General features: G+C 32.8%; 19 protein-coding genes and 5 pseudogenes. 19 read left to right on the top strand and 5 right to left on the bottom strand.

Annotated elements, in window-relative coordinates:
* Nucleotides 1–54 precede the first annotated feature (54 nt).
* Together J4N46_RS10040 and J4N46_RS10035 are read left to right on the top strand one after the other, a co-directional pair.
* Nucleotides 55–897, top strand: coding sequence for an aldo/keto reductase (locus J4N46_RS10040; protein WP_208059176.1), 843 nt, complete (start codon nt 55–57; stop codon nt 895–897).
* Nucleotides 898–931: 34 nt separating this feature from the next.
* On the top strand, nt 932–1354 hold the full coding sequence (locus tag J4N46_RS10035; RefSeq protein WP_208059175.1) for an organic hydroperoxide resistance protein: 423 nt from the start codon (nt 932–934) through the stop codon (nt 1352–1354).
* Between the two features lie 389 nt (nt 1355–1743).
* On the opposite strand, the gene J4N46_RS10030 is transcribed toward J4N46_RS10035, so the two are convergent.
* Both J4N46_RS10030 and J4N46_RS10025 read right to left on the bottom strand, forming a co-directional pair.
* The gene (locus J4N46_RS10030; RefSeq protein ID WP_208059174.1) at nt 1744–3567 is read right to left on the bottom strand and encodes a VWA domain-containing protein; all 1824 of its coding nucleotides are present in this window, start codon (nt 3565–3567) and stop codon (nt 1744–1746) included.
* Nucleotides 3554–5092: an AAA family ATPase gene (locus J4N46_RS10025; protein WP_208059173.1), complete on the bottom strand. Its 1539-nt coding sequence runs from the start codon at nt 5090–5092 to the stop codon at nt 3554–3556. The genes J4N46_RS10030 and J4N46_RS10025 overlap by 14 nt, the downstream gene beginning before the upstream one ends.
* 171 nt (nt 5093–5263) lie before the next feature.
* Between J4N46_RS10025 and J4N46_RS10020 the strand changes: the two genes are divergently transcribed.
* Entirely contained in the window at nt 5264–5767 is a 504-nt protein-coding gene (locus J4N46_RS10020; protein WP_208059172.1) for a hypothetical protein, read from the top strand.
* 175 nt (nt 5768–5942) lie between these two features.
* A complete protein-coding gene (locus tag J4N46_RS10015) occupies nt 5943–6365 on the top strand; it encodes an organic hydroperoxide resistance protein (RefSeq protein ID WP_208059171.1) in 423 nt (140 codons plus the stop codon).
* Nucleotides 6366–6651: 286 nt separating this feature from the next.
* Here the strand turns inward: J4N46_RS10015 and J4N46_RS10010 are convergent, their stop codons facing one another.
* Nucleotides 6652–7119 carry a DUF192 domain-containing protein gene (locus J4N46_RS10010; protein ID WP_208059170.1) on the bottom strand — a complete coding sequence of 156 codons (468 nt, stop codon included), beginning with the start codon at nt 7117–7119 and terminating at the stop codon, nt 6652–6654.
* Nucleotides 7120–7431: 312 nt separating this feature from the next.
* Here J4N46_RS10010 and J4N46_RS10005 point away from each other — a divergent pair, with 312 nt between their 5' ends.
* The 4 genes and pseudogenes from J4N46_RS10005 (at nt 7432) to J4N46_RS12725 (ending at nt 9291) form a co-directional block, all read left to right on the top strand.
* Nucleotides 7432–7992, top strand: coding sequence for a hypothetical protein (locus tag J4N46_RS10005; protein WP_208059169.1), 561 nt, complete (start codon nt 7432–7434; stop codon nt 7990–7992).
* Nucleotides 7993–8153: 161 nt separating this feature from the next.
* Nucleotides 8154–8411 (top strand): annotated as a pseudogene (locus J4N46_RS10000) (IS1595 family transposase); the annotation flags it as partial.
* Nucleotides 8412–8438: 27 nt separating this feature from the next.
* Nucleotides 8439–9155 carry a toxin-antitoxin system YwqK family antitoxin gene (locus tag J4N46_RS09995; protein ID WP_208059168.1) on the top strand — a complete coding sequence of 239 codons (717 nt, stop codon included), beginning with the start codon at nt 8439–8441 and terminating at the stop codon, nt 9153–9155.
* A gap of 19 nt (nt 9156–9174) precedes the next feature.
* Nucleotides 9175–9291, top strand: coding sequence for a hypothetical protein (locus J4N46_RS12725; protein ID WP_317194299.1), 117 nt, complete (start codon nt 9175–9177; stop codon nt 9289–9291).
* 100 nt (nt 9292–9391) lie between these two features.
* On the opposite strand, the gene J4N46_RS09990 is transcribed toward J4N46_RS12725, so the two are convergent.
* Nucleotides 9392–11014 carry an IS1182 family transposase gene (locus J4N46_RS09990; RefSeq protein WP_208058144.1) on the bottom strand — a complete coding sequence of 541 codons (1623 nt, stop codon included), beginning with the start codon at nt 11012–11014 and terminating at the stop codon, nt 9392–9394.
* Between the two features lie 296 nt (nt 11015–11310).
* Here J4N46_RS09990 and J4N46_RS09985 point away from each other — a divergent pair, with 296 nt between their 5' ends.
* The 9 genes and pseudogenes from J4N46_RS09985 (at nt 11311) to J4N46_RS09945 (ending at nt 18536) form a co-directional block, all read left to right on the top strand.
* A complete protein-coding gene (locus tag J4N46_RS09985; RefSeq protein ID WP_208059167.1) occupies nt 11311–12021 on the top strand; it encodes a hypothetical protein in 711 nt (236 codons plus the stop codon).
* 69 nt (nt 12022–12090) lie between these two features.
* Nucleotides 12091–12441 (top strand): hypothetical protein, encoded by a 351-nt coding sequence (locus tag J4N46_RS09980; RefSeq protein WP_236013938.1) that lies wholly within the window; start codon nt 12091–12093, stop codon nt 12439–12441.
* An 18-nt stretch (nt 12442–12459) separates the two neighbouring features.
* On the top strand, nt 12460–13242 hold the full coding sequence (locus J4N46_RS09975; RefSeq protein WP_208059166.1) for a hypothetical protein: 783 nt from the start codon (nt 12460–12462) through the stop codon (nt 13240–13242).
* A gap of 122 nt (nt 13243–13364) precedes the next feature.
* Nucleotides 13365–13547, top strand: a pseudogene (locus J4N46_RS09970) (transposase); the annotation flags it as partial.
* An 18-nt stretch (nt 13548–13565) separates the two neighbouring features.
* Nucleotides 13566–14633, top strand: coding sequence for a DUF2931 family protein (locus J4N46_RS09965; RefSeq protein ID WP_208059165.1), 1068 nt, complete (start codon nt 13566–13568; stop codon nt 14631–14633).
* 87 nt (nt 14634–14720) lie between these two features.
* Nucleotides 14721–14978: pseudogene (locus J4N46_RS09960) on the top strand (IS1595 family transposase); the annotation flags it as partial.
* Between the two features lie 346 nt (nt 14979–15324).
* Nucleotides 15325–16332 (top strand): DUF2931 family protein, encoded by a 1008-nt coding sequence (locus J4N46_RS09955; RefSeq protein ID WP_236013936.1) that lies wholly within the window; start codon nt 15325–15327, stop codon nt 16330–16332.
* Between the two features lie 387 nt (nt 16333–16719).
* Nucleotides 16720–17445 (top strand): hypothetical protein, encoded by a 726-nt coding sequence (locus J4N46_RS09950; protein WP_208059163.1) that lies wholly within the window; start codon nt 16720–16722, stop codon nt 17443–17445.
* Nucleotides 17442–18536, top strand: coding sequence for a hypothetical protein (locus tag J4N46_RS09945; RefSeq protein ID WP_208059162.1), 1095 nt, complete (start codon nt 17442–17444; stop codon nt 18534–18536). Before J4N46_RS09950 ends, J4N46_RS09945 begins: the two co-directional genes overlap by 4 nt.
* 15 nt (nt 18537–18551) lie before the next feature.
* On the opposite strand, the pseudogene J4N46_RS12720 reads toward J4N46_RS09945, so the two are convergent.
* A pseudogene (locus tag J4N46_RS12720) lies at nt 18552–19055 on the bottom strand (conjugal transfer protein TraG); the annotation flags it as partial.
* 51 nt (nt 19056–19106) lie between these two features.
* Here J4N46_RS12720 and J4N46_RS09935 point away from each other — a divergent pair.
* A pseudogene (locus J4N46_RS09935) lies at nt 19107–19287 on the top strand (IS1595 family transposase); the annotation flags it as partial.
* Nucleotides 19288–19460: 173 nt separating this feature from the next.
* Entirely contained in the window at nt 19461–19790 is a 330-nt protein-coding gene (locus tag J4N46_RS09930) for a hypothetical protein (RefSeq protein WP_208059161.1), read from the top strand.
* The last annotated feature ends 546 nt before the right edge of the window (nt 19791–20336 follow it).

The following is a 20336-nucleotide window of genomic DNA, read 5'->3' as shown; positions in this document are numbered from 1 at the left end:
TTTGATAAAAATTCTCTATCTTTGCAGGGTATAAACTAAAAATAAGAATTATAAATGAAAAATATTCAATTAAACAACGGAGTACAAATGCCTCTATTGGGTTATGGTGTATTCCAAGTAGACCCCGAAGAATGTGAGCGTTGCGTAAGCGATGCTATTTCGGTAGGCTACCGAATGATTGACACTGCCCAAATTTACAAAAATGAAGAGGGCGTAGGCAACGCTATTAAGAAAAGTGGTATCAATCGCAAAGAGTTCTTTATCGTTACCAAAGTGTGGGTAAGCAATGCGGGCTACGAAAAGGCAAAAGCCTCTATCGAAACCTCTTTGAGCAAACTACAAACTGATTATATCGATTTGCTACTCGTTCACCAGCCTTTTGGCGACTATTACGGCTCTTATCGCGCTATGGAAGAAGCCTATAAAGAGGGCAAAGTATGCGCTATTGGGGTGAGTAACTTCTATGCTGATAGATACCTTGATTTGGCATACCACTGCGAGATAAAACCTGCTGTAAACCAAATGGAAACACACGTATTCCACCAACAACAAGCCCTCCAAGAGTTAATGACAAAATACGATACTAAACTGATGTCGTGGGGGCCTTTTGCTGAAGGTAGAAACGATTTCTTTGCCAATCCTACTCTTAATGCTATTGGCAAAAAGTATGAGAAAAGTGCTGCTCAAGTAGCTTTGCGCTATCTGTTGCAACGCGATATTATCTGCATTCCTAAGTCGGTACGCAAAGAGCGTATGGAACAAAACCTTAATGTATTCGATTTTCAACTCTCAGCGGAGGATATGAGCCAAATAGCGGCTCTTGACACCAAGCAAACGCTCTTTTCTTCTCACCGAGACCCTAATTTTGTGGAGATGATATGTCAATTAGAATGTTAAGTAACAATAAATAACAAAGTAAAAAAGAATTATTATGAAAGCATTGTACACAGCTGTGGCTACAGCTACTGGAGGTCGCAACAGAAAAGTAACTTCCGATAATGGTGTGTTGAGCCTTGAACTGCGCTCTCCTAAAGCCTTAGGTGGGGCTAATGACGATTATACTAATCCTGAGCAGATTTTTGCTGCGGGCTATGCGGCTTGTTTTGATACTGCCCTGAATTTGGTTATTAAGCAAACTAAAATAACTACTGGCGAGACTTCTGTAACGGCACACGTATCTATAGGAAAGCTGGATAATGGCGGGTTTATTTTTGCAGTAACCTTGCAAGTAAATATCCCTGACGTGTCCCTTGAACAAGCCAGAGAACTTGTAGCTAAAGCCGACCAAGTTTGTCCGTATTCTAATTCTACTCGTGGGAATATAGAAGTAACCTTTGAAATTAGTAACAATTAAGTCGTAGTAAAACAAACAATAAAACTCCCCGTGAGGTATGCGTACCTCACGGGGAGTTTTTATTGCTAAAGGCTAATTCTATTCTAAAAGTAGATTTATCAATTAGCTCATTTGTATTGCTTTGAGAAAGCCTTCGGTGTGTAGGGTATAGAAAAGCAGTTACTACTTTATGATCGCTCACTGCTTCATTGGCAGTAAGATAAGCCAGTTCCTAATTAGCAAACTTATCTAAAATGATAAATACTATTTTTTTCATTGTGCTTATTATTTTAATATCACAAAAATAGTACTATTTTTTAAAATGTGCAAATCCAAAAGTAAAGACAACATCTATCTTTTTTAATAGGGAAGGAACAAAACACCATCTCAAATGTTTGATATTGATAGGATTATTTCAACAAGGAGTTAATTTGTTTTACTAAGTTATTGATGTTTTCTAAATAGTAATCGCAGAGCCATATATTATCAAAAAAACTTAATGCATTTGTATTCTGAGAAGCTCCTATGATTAGTGTATTAAATTTATTTCCTTTCTGTTTTAACATCTGTATTTGAGAAATTAATTGAGCGCTCATATTACCAAAGATGCCATCAGTAATTACTAAAAGGTCAGCATTCTTATAGTCTTGTTCCTCCATTCTACGAACAGTTTCCTTTATAGCCTCAGAAACATCAGTTCCTCCAGAGAATGACATCTGTAAAAAATTCACTAATTTGGGTAGTGAATTTTGAAAATCAGTAAGTTCGAATAACTGATAGGAGGTAGAAAAAGAAATTAACAAGGCTTTTCTTTTTTCTCTATAAGCTATTTTGACAATGGCAAAGGCTATTAATTTTGCAATCTCTTCAGGTTTCCCATGCATAGAACCACTTGTATCAATAGCTAATATAAAAGGCCCTTTATCTTTCTCTACCTCTTTCTGATGTTTGCCTTCAAATGCTTCTGTTTGTTTATAACTCTCTCTGCTGGTAAACTGATAGCTTTGTAGTTTTTTTTCTGAAAACTTTTTATAGAAGATATTTTCAGTTTCTATATCGCTAAACAATGACAGCTCTGTGGGTAGTAAATGATTCAGATCATCACTTTCTGTAATACCTATGAGCTCAGATTTACCTGAATGATTATACTTAAATTGTTGGATAATTTTCCAATTAGTATAGGCTTCTTCTTTATATTCAATTTCTGCTTTCTGATACCTGCCCAAAGCTTCTGCTAAAGCTAATAATTCTTTTTTTTGAGTAAGTAATTCTCCATACTTTCGAAGAAGATTAAAGTTTATTTGCTTCCAGTTTCCTTTGGATAAATCCCACAATCGCCCTAAAGCAGTAGTATCCTCGACAAAAGGAGCTAATAATTCTAAAAGTTCTTTAAGTTTTTCAATTTCTTCATAAAGCGTCTGCAGAAAATCTTTTCTCAGTTTATCTATAACTTTTATCTCTTCTAATGCTTTTTCTATTTCCGCTTCTTGTTCTATTTCTTTAATAAGCTGTTCTTTTAGTATATTTTGTGTTGTTTGATCTATTTCAACTTCTTGATTTTCAATTTCTTTTATTTTTTTATTATAATAGGTTAAATCAAAATCTTTTTTACTATAAGTATTTTTTAAAAAGTTTGTAAAGGTATTTACTTTCCTTTCTTTTAGAAAGTCTTTTATAGAAAGCTTTTTAACTCTTTCAAATAGTTCGTCTTCTTCTTTAGCACTTTCAATATTTTTTTTTCTATCCCTAATTCTAAATTTATTAGAATTTATAGAAGAATCCCATTTGTTTTGAAACTCCTCTTTTAAGAATTTATATTGCTCAATTTTAGCATTTTCTCTAGCCTTTGATGTAGTCTCAAGTAGGTTTCTTTGTTTTTCAATCAAATTTTTAGGCAATTCACTAAAATCATTTTTCTTAACTTTCTCTATCAGCTCCTTGTGGGAAGGAAGTTCTATTTTCTCTGTTTCTGTAGCTATTTTTTCGAGAAGGGCAATAGCTTTTTCAAAGATTTCATCTCTGAGGTGAGGGTGTTTTTCTAAAAGTGTATTAACAGTTTCATCGGCTATAATTTTATTTAAAGAATCTTGGAATTTTCTTTCCATAAATGATTTTTCTATAGGAACTACTTGCCAATTTTTCAAACATTCGGCTATTTGGGAGCGTTCATTCTTATCTGCTATTTTTCCAAAACGAACAAACTTATCTAATACTTCTGATTTAGAGTTTATCATAATCTTCTTTTATTTGAATGATTATAGCTTTTGTTTTTTTACACTCTATAAGAGCTTTATTGACACTTTCTTCTGCTAAGGCAGTAAGTTCTTTGGGTACAAAAAGATTATCTTTTAAGCCTTTTTCATCCTTATTTTTATAGATTTCTATTTCATCTATCACCTCATCTATCTCTGTAAGTAGGTTTTGTACTGTCTTATCCCAATCTGCTATAATTCTCTTATCAGGACGAGAAGTTTCTACAACCTCTTTTGTCTTAGTATCTACTTCTAAATCATACTCAGTATATTTTTCATAATTATGAGCATATAGATCTTTTATAAAGATTTTATTTTCGGACTTTTTAACACGAAACTGTTGTTTAAACCCAAAATAATTTTTACATAAAGTAATTACCTGATCATCGGAGTTTATATTATCAAAATCAGATTTTTCTATCAAAGGATAATTGAATCCTTTAATTTGATAATACTTATCTCTATTTATATCATAAACCTTAGGTACAAAATATTCTACTTTTTTAGTAATTTGAGAGTTATTTTTGATATCTAACTTGAGCTTTTCTATTTGCTCTTCAAAAGCTGTTATATCAAACTTATAGGAATAACCGTGATTCTTAATAGCAACGGTAACAGCTTCTTTTACAAAATCTATTTGTTCTACTTCATCCCAAAGGGTATAAGCTATTAGGAAGCAATCTCCTAAATTGATTTCTTTTCTATCATTTAGAAAAGCTGCTGTTTTTAGAAATTGTACTATTTTTTTCCAACGGCGGTCAGAAATATATATTTTAGCCTTATTTTCTTCTTTTTCATTATACTCGGTTATATTATATCTGATAAAACTAATCACTCTTAAAACCTCATCGGGAATATCTATAGTATTTATCTTAAGTTGGCATTGCTTATATTCTTCTGTACTAAACTTCAAATTTTCATCTATAGTAGTAGCAATATCAATAGTAGTTTTTTTAAGGAAAGCATTGAAATTATTTTCATCAGTAATATTCTCAACAATACATCTGATGATAAACCTATCCCACAATGCTTCTAACCCTTCTCCTTTTGCAGGTAGTTCATTAGAGGCAGAGATAAGTCCTTTGAGAGGAATATCTATTTCTTGTGCGCCATTACGGTATCTTTTTTCATTAATGACTGTTAGTAATGCATTCTGGATAGAAGGGCCTGCTTTCCATATTTCATCTAAGAAAACTATATCGGCAGAGGGGAGATAGTTTTCTACCTTACGCTCATATTTATCTTCGTTTTTAAGTTTTGATATGGCAATAGGTCCGAATATTTCATCAGGAGTACTAAACCTATTCATTAGGTATTCAAATGATTTACCATCTTTAAATATATCTTTTATTCTACGAGAAATAAGGCTTTTAGCAACCCCAGGAGGCCCTAAAAAGAATATACTTTCTCCTGATAGAGCAGCTAATAAAGCTAATTTGATAGCTTCTTCTCTTTCAAACAAATTTTGATTGAGTTGACACAACAATTTGTTAATACGTTCTTTCATTCTTTTATAGGCTAAAATAAGCGCAAAGATAATAAAAAAAAGGTATATACAAATTATTTTTAAGTTTTATATTCTTTGCATTATAAGGTAATCTTGTATTGAGCCTACATTGAAGAGTTTGGTAGTTTAGAGATTATTTTGTATTTTTGTGCTTTGATAAAACGATGGATTATGGCGCGGACAAATGATAATATTATACTACAAAAAGTCTCTGGAAATATAGGAAAACAGGTGGTGCTAAAGCGGGTGCACGGAAAGACGGTCTTATCGAAAATGCCGAAAAAACCTGCTGCCCGCAGTGCCAAGCAGCAGATGTGCGCTCAAGGATTTAAATTAGCGACTGCTTATGCTAAAAGCGTTATGCTAAATCCTGAACTAAAGGCTCTCTACAGTGCAGAAGCTAAACGACGAGGTGTTATCAACGCTGAAGCCCATACAGGTACCCAAAAAGGAGAGCTTATAACCATTGAAGTAAGTGATAATTTTAAAGTTGTTCAGGTGAAAGTAACGATATTGCACGGTGAGAGAACCGTTGAAGAAGGCAATGCCATACTTATCGCTCACATTTGGCAATACGCTACTACCGCCATGAACCCTGCCCTTTTAGGTAGTAAGATAGTAGTTACAGTGCTTGATAGACCCAATAATAGAGTTGTCAAAGAGATTGTTTTATAACAGATTAATGTATCCAATGTTACTTTTGAGCCTAGTTGTATCAACCATTGGCATAAGCACACCACTGAGCAAATTCTATTAGTAACGGAAGGTACAGGTTCGTATCAAGGATTTTGTAGAGATGATATGTCAATTAGAATGTTAGCAAATTATTAAATCATAAATAAAAAAACAGATGACAGCAATGTACACAGCAGTGGCCACCGCAACAGGTGGTCGCAATAGAAAAGTAACTTCCGATAATGGCGTGTTGAGCCTTGAACTGCGCTCTCCTAAAGCCTTAGGGGGAGCTAACGATGATTATACCAATCCTGAGCAGATTTTTGCTGCGGGCTATGCAGCTTGTTTTGATACTGCCCTGAATTTGGTTATTAAACAAACTAAAGTAACTACTGGTGAGACCTCTGTAACAGCACACGTATCTATAGGAAAGCTGGATAATGGCGGGTTTATTTTTGCAGTAACCTTACAAGTAAATATACCCAACGTATCGCTTGAAGAAGCTAAGGAACTTGCAGCAAAAGCCGACCAAGTATGCCCGTATTCTAACTCTACTCGTGGAAATATAGAAGTAACCTTTGAAGTTAGTAATAATTAAGTCGTAGTACGACAAACAATAAAACTCCCCGTGTGGTATGCGTACCTCACGGGGAGTTTTTATTACTAAAGGCTAATTCTATTCTAAAAGTAGATTTATCAATTAGCTCATTTGTATTGCTTTAAGAAAGCCTTCGGTGTGTAGAGTATAGAAAAGCAGTTACTACTTTATGGTCGCTCACGGCTTCATTGGCAGAAAGATAAGCCAGTTCCTAATTAGCAAACTTATCTAAAATGATAAATACTATTTTTTTCATTGTGCTTATTATTTAATTTAACTTTATTGGCTATGGCAGTTTGATTGTACAGCCCTTTCCTATATTGTTCTTTTCGAACCATCCTTGAGGCACTTCAAGAGCATAACGCACGGGTTCCGATGAGTCCACACTCTGATGGCTGAACGGTGTCATATTGCGTGTTTCGCGGATTTCACCACTCGAGTTAATGAACGCAATTGAAAGAGGGGTAGGCGTATTTTTCATCCAAAAGCTTAACTTTTCGTCTCTTTTAAAAATAAAAAACATACCGGTTCCTTCGGGAATATTTTCACGCCCCATATAGCCTTTTGACATCTCTCGTATGGAGCGAGCAAGCTCAACTTTTATAGGAATGGTCTTGCCGTCAAGATTTGTGATGCTCAAGTCTCTCTCTTCAAACTCAAGGGAGAGTGCTGAGCAGGCAGTAAGGACAAGGTAACTCGATAGGACAACTCCTATTAGCAATAGTTTGGCAGATGTAAATATTTTCTTTTTCATTGTGTTTGTTATTAAACTTTAATGATGCAAAAGTAGTGCTAATTTTTAAAATGAGCAAGATTGAAATTTAGCAAATAAATAATTTTAGCTGCTTGCTGATACTTTGATCCTACACTAATCCTACACTAATCCTACACTGATCTTACACTGATCTTACACTGATCTTACACTGATCTTACACTGATCTTACACTGATCTTACACTGAACCTACATCATATACTAAGCTGCGACAGTTCGCTGATTTTCCTATAAAAAAGTTTGGTAGTTTAGGGATTATTTTGTATTTTTGTGCTTTGATAAAACGATGGATTATGGCGCGGACGAATGATAATATTATACTACAAAAAGTCTCTGGGAATATAGGAAAACAAGTGGTGCTAAAGCGGGTGCACGGAAAGACGGTATTATCGAAAATGCCGAAAAAACCTGCTGCCCGCAGTGCCAAGCAGCAGATGTGCGCTCAAGGATTTAAATTAGCGACTGCTTATGCTAAAAGTGTTATGCAAAATCCTGAACTAAAGGCTCTCTACAGTGCGGAAGCTAAACGACGCGGGGTTATCAATGCTTATAATATGGCAGTGTCCGACTATCTCAAAGCTCCTGAAATCAGCCACATCAACGCTGAAGCCTATACAGGTACCCAAAAAGGAGAGCTTATAACCATTGAAGTAAGTGATAATTTTAAGGTTGTTCAGGTGAAAGTAACGATATTGCACGGTGAGAGAACCGTTGAAGAAGGCAATGCTATACTTATCGCTGACATTTGGCAATACGCTACTACCGCCCTGAACCCTACCCTTTTAGGTAGTAAGATAATAGTTACAGTGCTTGATAGACCCAATAATAGAGTTGTCAAAGAGATTGTTTTATAACAGATTAAAGAGAAAAATTGTGGAAACTACCGACTTTTGTGTAACAATATTTTAAGGAAACGCTATATCTTTGCACCGTTAAACAATAATTAAGGTGTCAAAATAATTTCATACATTTACACTCTGAAAATTAATGTATTATGGAATTATTTAAGGGACAAATAAAAGACTTTGATATAACTCAAAAACCGAGTAATGATGGGAAGAATTTTCCTATATTACATAAGGTAATACATCAGGTAAAGTATTGGATACGAGGTATATATTCTTGGGTATCAGAGTTTAATATAGACCGCTATTTAGCGGAATACAATTTTAGAATTAATCGCTCACAGAGCAAAGATACTATCTTTAACAAATTAATGAAAAGAATTGTAGAACGTTCTCCCGTTTCCCAAAGTCAATTAGTATGTAGCTAAATAGATACCTCAATAAAAAATTATATAATGAATTCAAACATATATAGATGTAAATTTTTATTTATTTTTTTTGTATGTGTAACATTATTGTCTTGTGGAGAAAAAATAATTTATGATAAACATTTAAATGTATTAAAAATACAAGAAAATGTAGACAATAAAATTAAAAAGAAGGAAACAGGTATTTTTTCTTATCCAAAATTTGGCTTCTCTTTTTCTTTAAAGAAAGGAAAATTTAATGGTCCTTTTAAAATTATCACACAAAATAATGATACCATTTTGTACATTAATTTTGTAAATGATAAAATTAATGGATATTATCAATTTATAGATTATAGAAAAAAAATAATGTATCCTTATGACTTTATTTTCACTACAAAGTATAATAAATTTATTAAATTCTATGGTAAAGGCTATGTAAGTTCAGAAGAAAAAAAGGAAGGCTATTGGATAGAACCATTAGGAAGAGGGTCATATATAAGTGGTAAAAAAGAAGGATATTGGGAAGAATGGGATATTGAAGGCTATATTTTAAAAAAAGGAATGTATGTAAATAACCAAAAAGAAAAATTATGGAAAGAAGATATTCCCTTTTTCAATATTTACACAGAAGGTATCTATATAAATAACAAAAAAGAGGGTATATGGATAGAAAGAGATAAGGATACCACTTATAAATTGGAATTACTTTATTTAAATGATAGAATAAAAGACACTTTAAATAAGATTCTTCCTTATCCCTGAAATAGGTGAAGAGGTATTGGTGGATTTTGAAGGAGGTAATGCGGAACGTCCTTTTGTGCTGGGGGCACATTATAATGGTGAGGCGAAAAGTGGGACAAATGGGACAGGTAAGACGGGGGGGAATTGTGAATTATGAATTGGAGGCTGTCCGAAAAGTTTTGTTTAAACTTTTAAAGACAGCCTTCTTTTTTAAGATTTTATTTTATATTTTCTAAAATATTCAAGATTTTGGATTCTTAAGCAGCTTGTAAAAGGTAAGAAAATAAAAAAGTTGTATTTTGAGAAGATTTTAGTGTGTTTTTATTAGTTTTTGCTTCCAATTGGGCGGTCTTCTTCCTATTAGACAATAATTTTCTAAAATTATGACCAATTGACATTAGTAAAAATTCCATTTCTACTTTTTCCTTACCTCTATGTGTGAACCGATTAAACTTATTATCACTTTTTAGCTGTCCAAATACTGCTTCAACTTCTATCGGACGCTTTCTACGATGATACTGACCTCTTTCACTGGTTAATAATGCTCTCGCTCGTGATTTTAACTGATTTAATCGATAATTAACCTCTATTCTTCGGTTGCCTTTTGATTTATGACATAAACCTCTAAGCGGACACCCCTCACATCTTTGTGCCTGGTAATAAGCAATTTCTGATTTATATCCATTACTCGATATTCGCTTCCCCTTCCCTACATTTCGTAGTTTTTGCCCCATTGGACATACATAATAATCCTCTTTTAGGTTATAGTACATATTTTGAACTAAAAATGGGTCTTCTTTTTGCTTCTTTTTCTGTTCTATATGAAAAAAACTGAACTTTATATATCCCTTAACACCTTTTCTTTCAAGTATTTCGTAGTTTTCTTCACTGCCATACCCTGCATCAGCACAAACTTCTTTGCTTTGTTTCTGATAATTCTTTTCAAACCCATTTAGATGACTTTCTAATGTAGTAGTATCACTTGGCGTTTGATGGATGCTAACGTGAGTAATGAACTGATTTTCAGTAGATATTTGAGCATTATAAGCTGGCTTTAACTGACCATTTTTCATATGATCATCTTTCATTCGCATAAAAGTAGCATCAGTATCTGTTTTACTATAAGAGTTCCTATCTCCCATTATCTCTAAACTTTTTTCGTATTGTTCTAACTTTGGAAGATATTCATTTTGAAGCTTTTGTAACTCTCTTTCTTGTTTTTTAGTAGGTTCTTTTAGCCTTTTATTGATTTGGGATAATTGCTCTTTAAGTGCTTCTGCATTAATTTCTTTAGGAAGTTCCTTTTTGTTAATTTCTTGATTATCAGATTGTATACTATCTTCTATATCAGAAAGTACTTTATTAATTTTTGCTTCTAACCTTTCCTTGTACTTCTCTACAGAACCTCTCCACACAAAAGTATATTTATTGGCAGCTGACTCTATTTTTGTACCATCAATATACTGAATATCAAGGCTAAGATAACCTTCTTTTACTAAGAGTTTTACAATTTCAGCAAAAAGTTTTTGCAGAGAATCTTTCAGAGTTTTGCCTCTAAAATCATTAATAGTTCTAAAATCAGGAGTTGTACCACCTGCCAAATACATAAGAGGAAGATTCTCTTTAACTGCGAGAGCCATTTTACGGCAAGAATAAATATTAGAAAGGTAGCTATAAAAGATTATTTTTATCATCGTACGAGGATGATACGCAGAACATCCTCCCCCCTTATATTTTTGAAGTATATCTTTTATATCTAATTGATTAACAACCATTTCAACTAGTTTAGCAGGATGGTTCTTATCTATTTTATCAAAAATATTTTCGGGAAAAAGTGTTAAAAATTTGTCAGGTTCAGATTTAAATGATATTTTTGTCATAGTGTTTTTTTAGGAGCCACAAAGATACAAAATTTGTGGTAAAACACCAAATAATAAGAGGCTATCCGATAAAAGATAGCCTCTTTTTTATTCATTACTGATAATCAGCCTTTTAAAACTTTTCGGACAGGCTCAGCGGGGGAAAAGTGGGACAAATGGGACAGGTAAGACGGGGGAAATTGTGAATTATGAATTGGGCACGAGCTACAAGCTCGCGCCAGCGGGGGGGAATATGAGCATTATCACCATTTACATTTAACAGGTTTCGATCATACGTTAATTAAAATTATAGAAGAATGAAGGAAATAATTTTATTTTTATTACTTGCTGCTAATTTTATAGCTTGTAAGCAAAATACAAATTCCATAGATAAAAAAACAGAAAAAGAAGAATTTATTGTAACTAATTCTGAAAAAGAAGAATTTACCGTAACTAATTCTAAAAAAGAAATATCTTTTGATGATTTAGAAGAAGTTTCGTTGCCTTTTTGCTTAAAAAAAGTAGAAAAAGATGTAAGTTATCATTATTATGATGATATAGACTTCTTTTTATCATATTATAAGTTAAAAAAATCGTTAAACAAGGAAGTAAATGCCCTTTTTCATAAAGGTACGATTGATTTTATAACTAATGAAGAAGTTTTGATAGCTTACCCCTATTATCAAGAAAGTGAGGACTCTCCTCCTTTTGCTGTAAAGAAAATACAAATAAATGATTCTATAACTGCCGTTCTATATGGATATATACAAGTAAATGAATATTCACTACCGCGTATAGAGTTGCAAACATTTGATAAACAAGGAAATTATATAGATAGTATAATTCTTTATTATCATCTCGTCAGTGAATGTTCAGCGAATAGATATTTTTGTATAGATAAAAAATTTAAAATAAAAATTCAAACAGATTTTTTTTGTTCAGGAGAATTAGATGAAGGAGAAGATTTTTCTTATCATAGTACTGACATATTTAAAATCACTGAAACAGGAAAGATAGTGAAACAATGAAATTAATTTATCATAGGAAAGAATAATACATTTTCTTACCTTTGCAAACAAATAAAACAAGATAGAACAATGAACAACCTACTCACCCATTATCCTGTGAATTGGATAGACGGAATGAAGCTAAGCAGCAGCCATTTTATCGCTGTGCAGGACTTTGTTACCGATAGCGTTAGAGATGCCATAGCCTTGCAAACCACAGACCTTAACTATGGCTTACAGCCTATGGCTGGTGATTCGGTAAAGATGCACGTGCTGATGGATCACTACAACTGCCTGCAACTAACCCTTGAAGAGTGCCACGCCGTTACTCCTAATGGAATACGCATACAAATCAGTGCCGCACAAGAAGGACAAAGGAGTTGCTCTCTATCAATGGCAATGGAAATTAATAAACTCCGCAATAAAAGAAATATTAAATAGAATAATTAATGAGCAATTATGAGAGTATTTTTAGTATTACTATATTTGTATGCTTCCTATGTAATAGCACAACCTAAAAATGAAACGTTTGATTTTAAGCTCGCTAAAGAGCTTGAACATAAAAGAGGGGTATTATTGAAAGATATATATATGAAAGAAGGGTGCAGAGTTTATGATATAGATTTTGACAAAGAAGAAGGGGGATATATAGAGGAAAGTTTGCCCTCCCCTTCTTTTATAACACGCCGTAAAGATTATTATCCGAATGGAAAAATTAAAAGCATCAAGCATTTTATAGGAGAAAATGTACTTATCGGAAAATCTGTTTATTACAATAAAAAAGGCGTTAAAAGAATTGTAGATGAAGATAAGAAATTCAAGAAAATTAAATATCCTTATATTTTACAATTCTTGGAAAAGAAAGGACATATCAACCTTAAAACGGGAAAAGGTAGAATTGTTGATATTAGAGGAACAAATTATTTTGGATTTCAATTAAATTATGTAGAAGAAATGAATATGTGGGAGGCTATCATAAAAGATGGTTACCCAGAAGATAAATGTTTAGAGAAATATATAGAATTAGCAAAAAAAGAGAAATATATAGAATTAGCAAAAAAAGAAAAACAAAAAAGAGAAGAGGATCATCTGATAGTTTGTTCATATAGAAATTGTGATCTACATTATTTTATAGATGCAATTTCTGGAAAACAGATTTCAAAACAAGAGTACGCAAAAAGATATAGAGCAGCGTTTGGTGAAGAGGATGAAAAACTTGATTATATCTTTACAGAACCTTGATATAATTTTTTGAGTTGTTAGCTTCTAATGCTGATGAGCAAATCGCTGCACACGAAGTTTTGCCTCGGAAGCCGTAAGACAACGATGGAAAGATTTAATAGAGAGGAAATGGAAAATGTATTATGGAATTATTTAAGGGACAAAGTCTCTTAGAGTTTACTGAACGCTTTAAAACAGACTTAGATTGCGAAGAATACTTAGCTTCCATAAAATGGGAAGATGGATATTGCTGTCGCAAATGTGGACATACAAAATACCAAGTCAGAAAAGATTTTTCACGTACTTGTAATATCTGTGGAGATACATTATAAAATTTGAATGTTATGAAGTTTCTTAAAAAAATAATCACAATAACTGTTTTTAGCACAGTAACATTGAGTTCTTGTCAATATTATGATAACAATATAACAAATAAAAAAGAGTTTTCGTATGCCACAACGGCAAGTGCCCCAAAAGGTTATGGTATAGAGGTTTACTATGGACTTTTTATGGATGAAAATGGTGAAATAATTGCAGCAATACCACGCTCTGGGGTTGAGTATAACTCTTGGCAATATGATGGCAGCGAAGGAGCACAAGGAGGGCATATTGTTCCCTCACATATCGAATATGTTTATCTTTCATTGATAGAAAAGAAGTTTTATAAAGTAGACGCTGACCTACCGAGAGATAAGATGTTGAAATATTTCCAAGAGGGTTATACATTATGGGAGGAACGAGAACGAGATGAGCAAGGTAACTATGCACATAGTACTTATAACAAGATTACCGTAGGGGCAGCACCTGGTGGAGTTATTGTAGTGTGGTTATCTGGAAAATTTAACAGAGTAGAGATTTGCAGGTTACAAGCTGAAGAAGTGTTTGTGGATAAGAATAAGTTTTCAGAAAGGTTGGGATATAATTATGACCCAAAGGAAACGCAAGAAGCCTTTTTTGATTACAATTACGATTATATGATATTCAATGGCAAACCAAAGCTACCCCCTCCTTATGGATTATGGGATAAATATCGTAAAAGATACAAATATCGTTATGTATTGGATTCCTATAAAGAAGAAGGTGATTATCTAAAAGGAATGGTATCACGTCACTATAATGGAGAAGCATTTTGGATAGACTATAATCCTGAACTCTGTAAAGAATATCGAGAAATGGCTATTCCTTACCTATTGGATATTATGACCTTACAATATGGAGCTGAATTTGAATTTGATGATACAGAAATGATGGCATTGTTTGAAAAAATAAGCAAGAAGTATCCTGAGGAGCCGTTTGAAATAGTATTTAAACCTAAGTTTATGTATAGAACGTATGACGTTTTTGTACGCTGCAAAGGCGAAGACTTCCCTTTAAAGAAGTGCAGTTTAAAATCAATTTGGGGAAAAGATTAACTATAAAAAATACAATTGAGGCGTCAAAATAATTTCATATATTTACACTCTGAAAATTAATGCATTATGGAATTATTTAAGGGACAAATAAAAGACTTTAATATAACTCAAATTCCTAGTAATGATGGGAAGAATTTTCCTACATTACATAAGGTAATACATCAGGTAAAGTCTTGGATACGAGGTATATATTCTTGGGTATCAGAATTTAATATAGACCGATATTTAGCAGAATACAGTTTTAGAATTAATCGCTCACAAAGCAAAGAGACTATCTTTAACAAATTAATGAAAAGAATTGTAGAACGTTCTTCCGTTTCCCAAAGTCAATTAGTATGTAGCTAAATAGACACCTCAAAAACATTATTTACGCAAGTAAGGGGGGAAGTAATTGATAAGGAATGAGCGACACGCTCTTATTGTAGTAGGCACGAGCTACAAGCTCGCGCCAGCAGGGGCAAGAGGTTGAAGTAGAGGTAACCAATCAAGACTTTAGTACTTTAGCAAAGACCCGTACAAAGAAGAAAGTAATGGTCTATATCAAGGGTTTTATAAAAGAGACAAACAATCCCTATGAATATAGAACACACTTGTTTATAGCACCTTTGTCTTATTAAAATATTTTATAACTATGATAACAAGAATATTTTTGTTTTTTATACTAACATTACAATTTATAAGTTGTCAAAATATGAAAAAAGAATTTAATTGGACAGAAAGTTCTGGGTCTCCTTTAGGATATCCGATAGAGGTTTTTACAGGAGGATTAGAAAGTGAACATAATTTTGTGAGCTTATGTACAGGAACGGCATCTTCTGAACGATGGGGAGATAGTGGGTCTGGTGGAATGTCGGGAGGCGTTCAGGAAATTCCTAATCGATTAAATGTGATATGGCTTTCTATAGTGGAAGATGCTTTTTATGAATTAGACACCCCACTTGATTATGATAAAATGCTCAGTTTATTTGAAGAGGGCTATTATATTCCTTCTACAAATGAAGATCCAGAGCCAAGAAAAGAGAATTTTGACTTAATCAATGTAGGGTTTGCGCCTGGTGGTGTGGTTGTAGTTTGGGTAAGTGGTTTAGGTAGGCAAATAGAGGTGGGACGCTATCAAGGAAAAAGGATATCTCAGCCTGAAGACACCCCCAACTTAATGCACGAACAAAGGGTTTTATTAAATCCTGATTACAGAAGTAAGATGGCTGGATGGGATACACAAAAGGATTTTGTAAAAGAGAACCTAAATAAACCTATTCCTTATGGGCTATGGGATAGCTACCGCAAGCGGTATCGCTGGCAGTTAGATTTTGAATTTTCTAAATTGAGTAATACTATTCCTGAAAAAAAAGAAATCTTAATTAATTGTTATAATGGAGAAGAAGAAGAATTGTTCGGTGAGTATATTACCAAGAATTATAAGGCGGATAAAAAACTACATTGGGACTACTTAACTGATAGAGGGATTTGCTGGAGGGTTAATTTTAAGTTTTATGATGGCAACAATGAGTATTGGGGAGGAATAGATTTTAATGAAGAAGAAATATTCAATGCTTTTGGTGAGTTTTCTCAAGAGGAAGATTTAAAACTTTCCATTTATATAAATAAAGGAAGAAGTATGGCTTCGGTAAAGCTAACAAATGGAAAGAAAGAAGTATGGCTCACCAATAATAAAATAGTAATTAATAAAGTGAATTAGTTATGGGAAATTTAGTATATAACTCAGGGGAGCAGTCTAAAGTTCCTACAACACTAAAATTAGAACTTGGAGTGTTTTTTGATGGAACAAATAACAATCTAAAAAACACTAAAATACGAAAAAAAATCAGAAGAGATAGAAAAAGAAAAACGTACTCCTACATACCAAGAAGAACAAGAAATAGAGCCATATATTACATACGGGAAGAAAGATGAAAAAGATGAAGATACTAGTTATAAAAATGATTATACCAATTGTATATGTGTAGTAATAATAATTCAAAAAAAGGCTATGCAGTTTATGCAGAAGGTATAGGAACTGTTACCTAAATTAAGTAAAAATGGGAAAAAATGGTTAGATACAGCATTAGATTCTCTACAATGCCTTATGGATAAAGGTGTCGTTGATTGTAACTATGAAGCTAAATATGATGAGTTATTTGAAAATTTTACCTCTTTAAAAGAAGATTTCAATGAAATTATCAAAAAATCTAAGAAAGTTTTTAACTATTTTGAGGAAGAATTTAATCAAATAGGAGAGAGTATAAATGGAGGAATAGATAGTATAGGAGAAAAATTGTCAAAACTAAGTAAACACAGTAGTAAATTAATTAATGGATTTGAATATGCTTATAATAACCATTTTGAACCTACGAAAACACAACTTGAAGAAAATGAAGGGAAGAAAACATATGAAGAAATTAAGGAAGAAAACATGAGTTCTTTTTACACCAATATTGAACTAAATAACAAAAAGTTTCAGGAATTTGCTTTTGCTACGCATCCAGATGCTTATAATCCCAAAAAAATGTCAGAACTACCTATTTCTGAGCTATTTGATATTCTTTTAACTCCTGATTATGAGGAATATGTAGGAGAGAATTATAAAGCAACATTATGGCAAGCAGCAATTGTTGTTGGAAATATGGCTCCTGACAAAGTAATTGTAGCCAATGTTGATTTAATGACTTTCACAAAATTTAACATTATTAGAACTAAGATGATACTTGCTAAAATAGTAATTCGGGCAGGAATAAAATTTGCTAGAGAGTATTTTAATGGTATTAAGTCAAAGGAAAGTAAGGAATTTATTACAAAAAACACACTCAAATGAAATATTTTTTAATTTTATTAATATTAACAAGCTGTAATATGGGAAATGATAACATCAAGTGGATTGCTGAATTTGATTTTACAGATATCTACAAAAAGAAAATAGATGGTTTTAATCCTGGCTCCTCCATTGAGTTAGAAAGAGCTGGATTTGCAAATGATAATACTGTAATCTTAGCAGGGCTAAAGAAAATGAAAGGCTTTGACCCTCAAGACCCTTCTGCTGAAAGGGCTGTTGTTTTTATCTCTAAGGACTTAGGAAAAAGTTATAAAGAAATATTATTAGATGATGCCTATGCTATAAAGGCAATTTTTCCTAAAAATGATTATACATTAATTTATACTAAAGGTTACATAGAAGAAGTCAGGATTGCACATCTGTACTTATTAAATAATAGGAGTCTAAAAATAGATTACCAAAGAGACTTTATAGATAAAATAGGTGATATTTTTATGGATTGTTTTGATGGAAAATACATACATTATGCTAAGTTGAAAGATAAAGCTATGGGACGTCTAGTAATAAACTTGTTTGATGAAAAAGAAGTGTATAAAACTCCAGAAGATCAAGCGTATTATCCCTTTAGAGGGAATGGAAATGTAATTTATTTAGATCGTGATAAGGAAATAGGGAAAGGAAATACCTTGATGCTTTTAGATCTTAAAACTCAAAAAAAGAGTGTTTATAAAAAATTTAATGATTCATACTCTTGGATAGAGCCTAATTATCAGTTTTTCAATGAAAGTTCTTTTATTGTTAGTTTTCGTTATACTAATAAGGCAAAAAAAGAATATATTGCAGAGTATTATGATTTGGAAGAAAATAAACTATTTGAAGTGGCACATAATACAGAAGATGAGTACAGACGAATGTATCACTATGGTGATTTTATTTGTAATTATCGCAGTTTAGGAGGGATTAAGTTCTCTTTTGATAGAGGAAAAACTTGGCAGACCCATAGCACCCCAGGGTTTCGTATTCTCAATAAACGTATAGGTTTTTATAAGGACAAATATATTGTTGCAGAAGGTATTTTCTCAGGTAAAGGTCCACGTATTATGATTGGTGAGTTTCAAAGAGCAGAAAAATAATAGAATTTATATAGGTTATTTTTCCTCCTCCTTCTCCACCAAATGCCTTAGCTCAGGGTCGTTGGTGATGCGTTCTTTTTCGCGTTCAATAATTTCAATGATATCTAACTTTATCTGGCGGTAATTGTCTTCTACCTGTTCTTTGGTGGTGTCATTGCCATTGGCATCGGTAAAGGAGAGGACTTCAGGTATTTTCTGGTAGGCTTTGGTTTCTGCGGCTACTTTGGCGTTGTCTACGACTATCTGCGCGTGGAATATCTTCTGGTCTATGCGCTAATCAAAGTTGTCAGAGACTGCCCCAACGAATATCCCTTGGGTGAGGTTAGCAATCTTACTGGCAGGGATAAGACTATCCAACTGAGTGGATATAGAAGTAGAAGTGTCATTGCGGTTGATGGTCATTGACTGCCCCTTTTGCAGTACTTTTCCAAATCGCTCAGAGAGTGTTTTTGCTGTTTCTCCTACTACTTGTCCGCTAAAGATATTTCCTACCGTATTTTGTATTACCTTACTTTCTTTTTGAGATGTAAAAATAATTTCATATATTTGCACTCTGAAAATTAATGTATTATGGAATTATTCAAAGGACAAAGCCTCTTAGAGTTTACTGAACGCTTTAAAACAGACTTAGATTGCGAAGAATATCTAGCTTCTTTAAAAGTGGGAAGATGGATATTGCTGTCGCAAATGTGGACATAAAAAATACCAAGTTTGCAAAGATCTTTCACGTACTTGTAATATCTGTGGAGATATTGTAGAACGTTCTCCCGTTTCCCAAAGTCAATTAGTATGTAGCTAAATAGACACCTCAAAAACATTATTTACGCAAGTAAGGGGGGAAGTAATTGATAAGGAATGAGCGACACGCTCTTATTGTAGTAGGCACGAGCTACAAGCTCGCGCCAGCAGGGGGAGACAGAGAAAATGCGAGAAAGTATTATAGCTGCTTGGGCAATAAAGGATACAAATTACAATCTTTTTATCAATACAACTTGTACATCAATTGCCAAGCAAGTTTTAAACAAAGTAATACCTAATAAAATACCTCAAAAAGCAAGTTGTTCTATACTCCTTAAGGGTGCCTATTTGGGAGATCTTATAAATCCTTATGCTTGGTATGATAGCTTTAAATCTTCTCAATGGGCATATACAAAGAAATTCGTACCTGCTAATAAAAAATTATGGGATCAAATTATGAAATCTTGTGAAGAGGGGAATTTTGAAATAGATGAGTATTCATATAAAATTGAATAGAATATGATTGTTTTACAATATACTGTACTGATAAGTTGCCTTGCAGGGTATGCGATAACATTCGACACAAAAATCCCTAAGAAGACATTTATGTTTATGAATATATTTACATTAATAGTTTGTGTAATATCAATAGCTGAAACGTATTATATAGAATGTAATACTGAGAATGAAACTACAATCCCCTTTTTGCTTATTTTTGCTGTAATAGTTCCTTGCATAATTACATTGATAACATTTCTATCTTTATCAATATATTTATCAAGCATTACAAAAGAGAAAAAATATTTGTTGAAAAGTATTCTTATATGTTTAGCTTTTGTAGTATTATTAATTTATACACCAGAACTACTAATTTTATTATTCAATTTATAAGTTGGTAGTTGAACCTGCCCTTTCAAAATAATTGAAGTAAATAACATCTATTTCCAAAAATATTTTATTGAGGTGTCAAAATATTTTCATATATTTGTATTCTGAAAATTAATGTATTATGGAATTATTTAAGGGACAAAGCCTCTTAGAGTTTACTGAACGCTTTAAAAC

This window comes from Capnocytophaga bilenii (assembly GCF_017565765.1).
GTDB classification, from domain to species: domain Bacteria; phylum Bacteroidota; class Bacteroidia; order Flavobacteriales; family Flavobacteriaceae; genus Capnocytophaga; species Capnocytophaga bilenii.
Note: the sequence above shows the minus strand (reverse complement) of the source record. Positions and strands in the feature narration are given on the sequence as shown.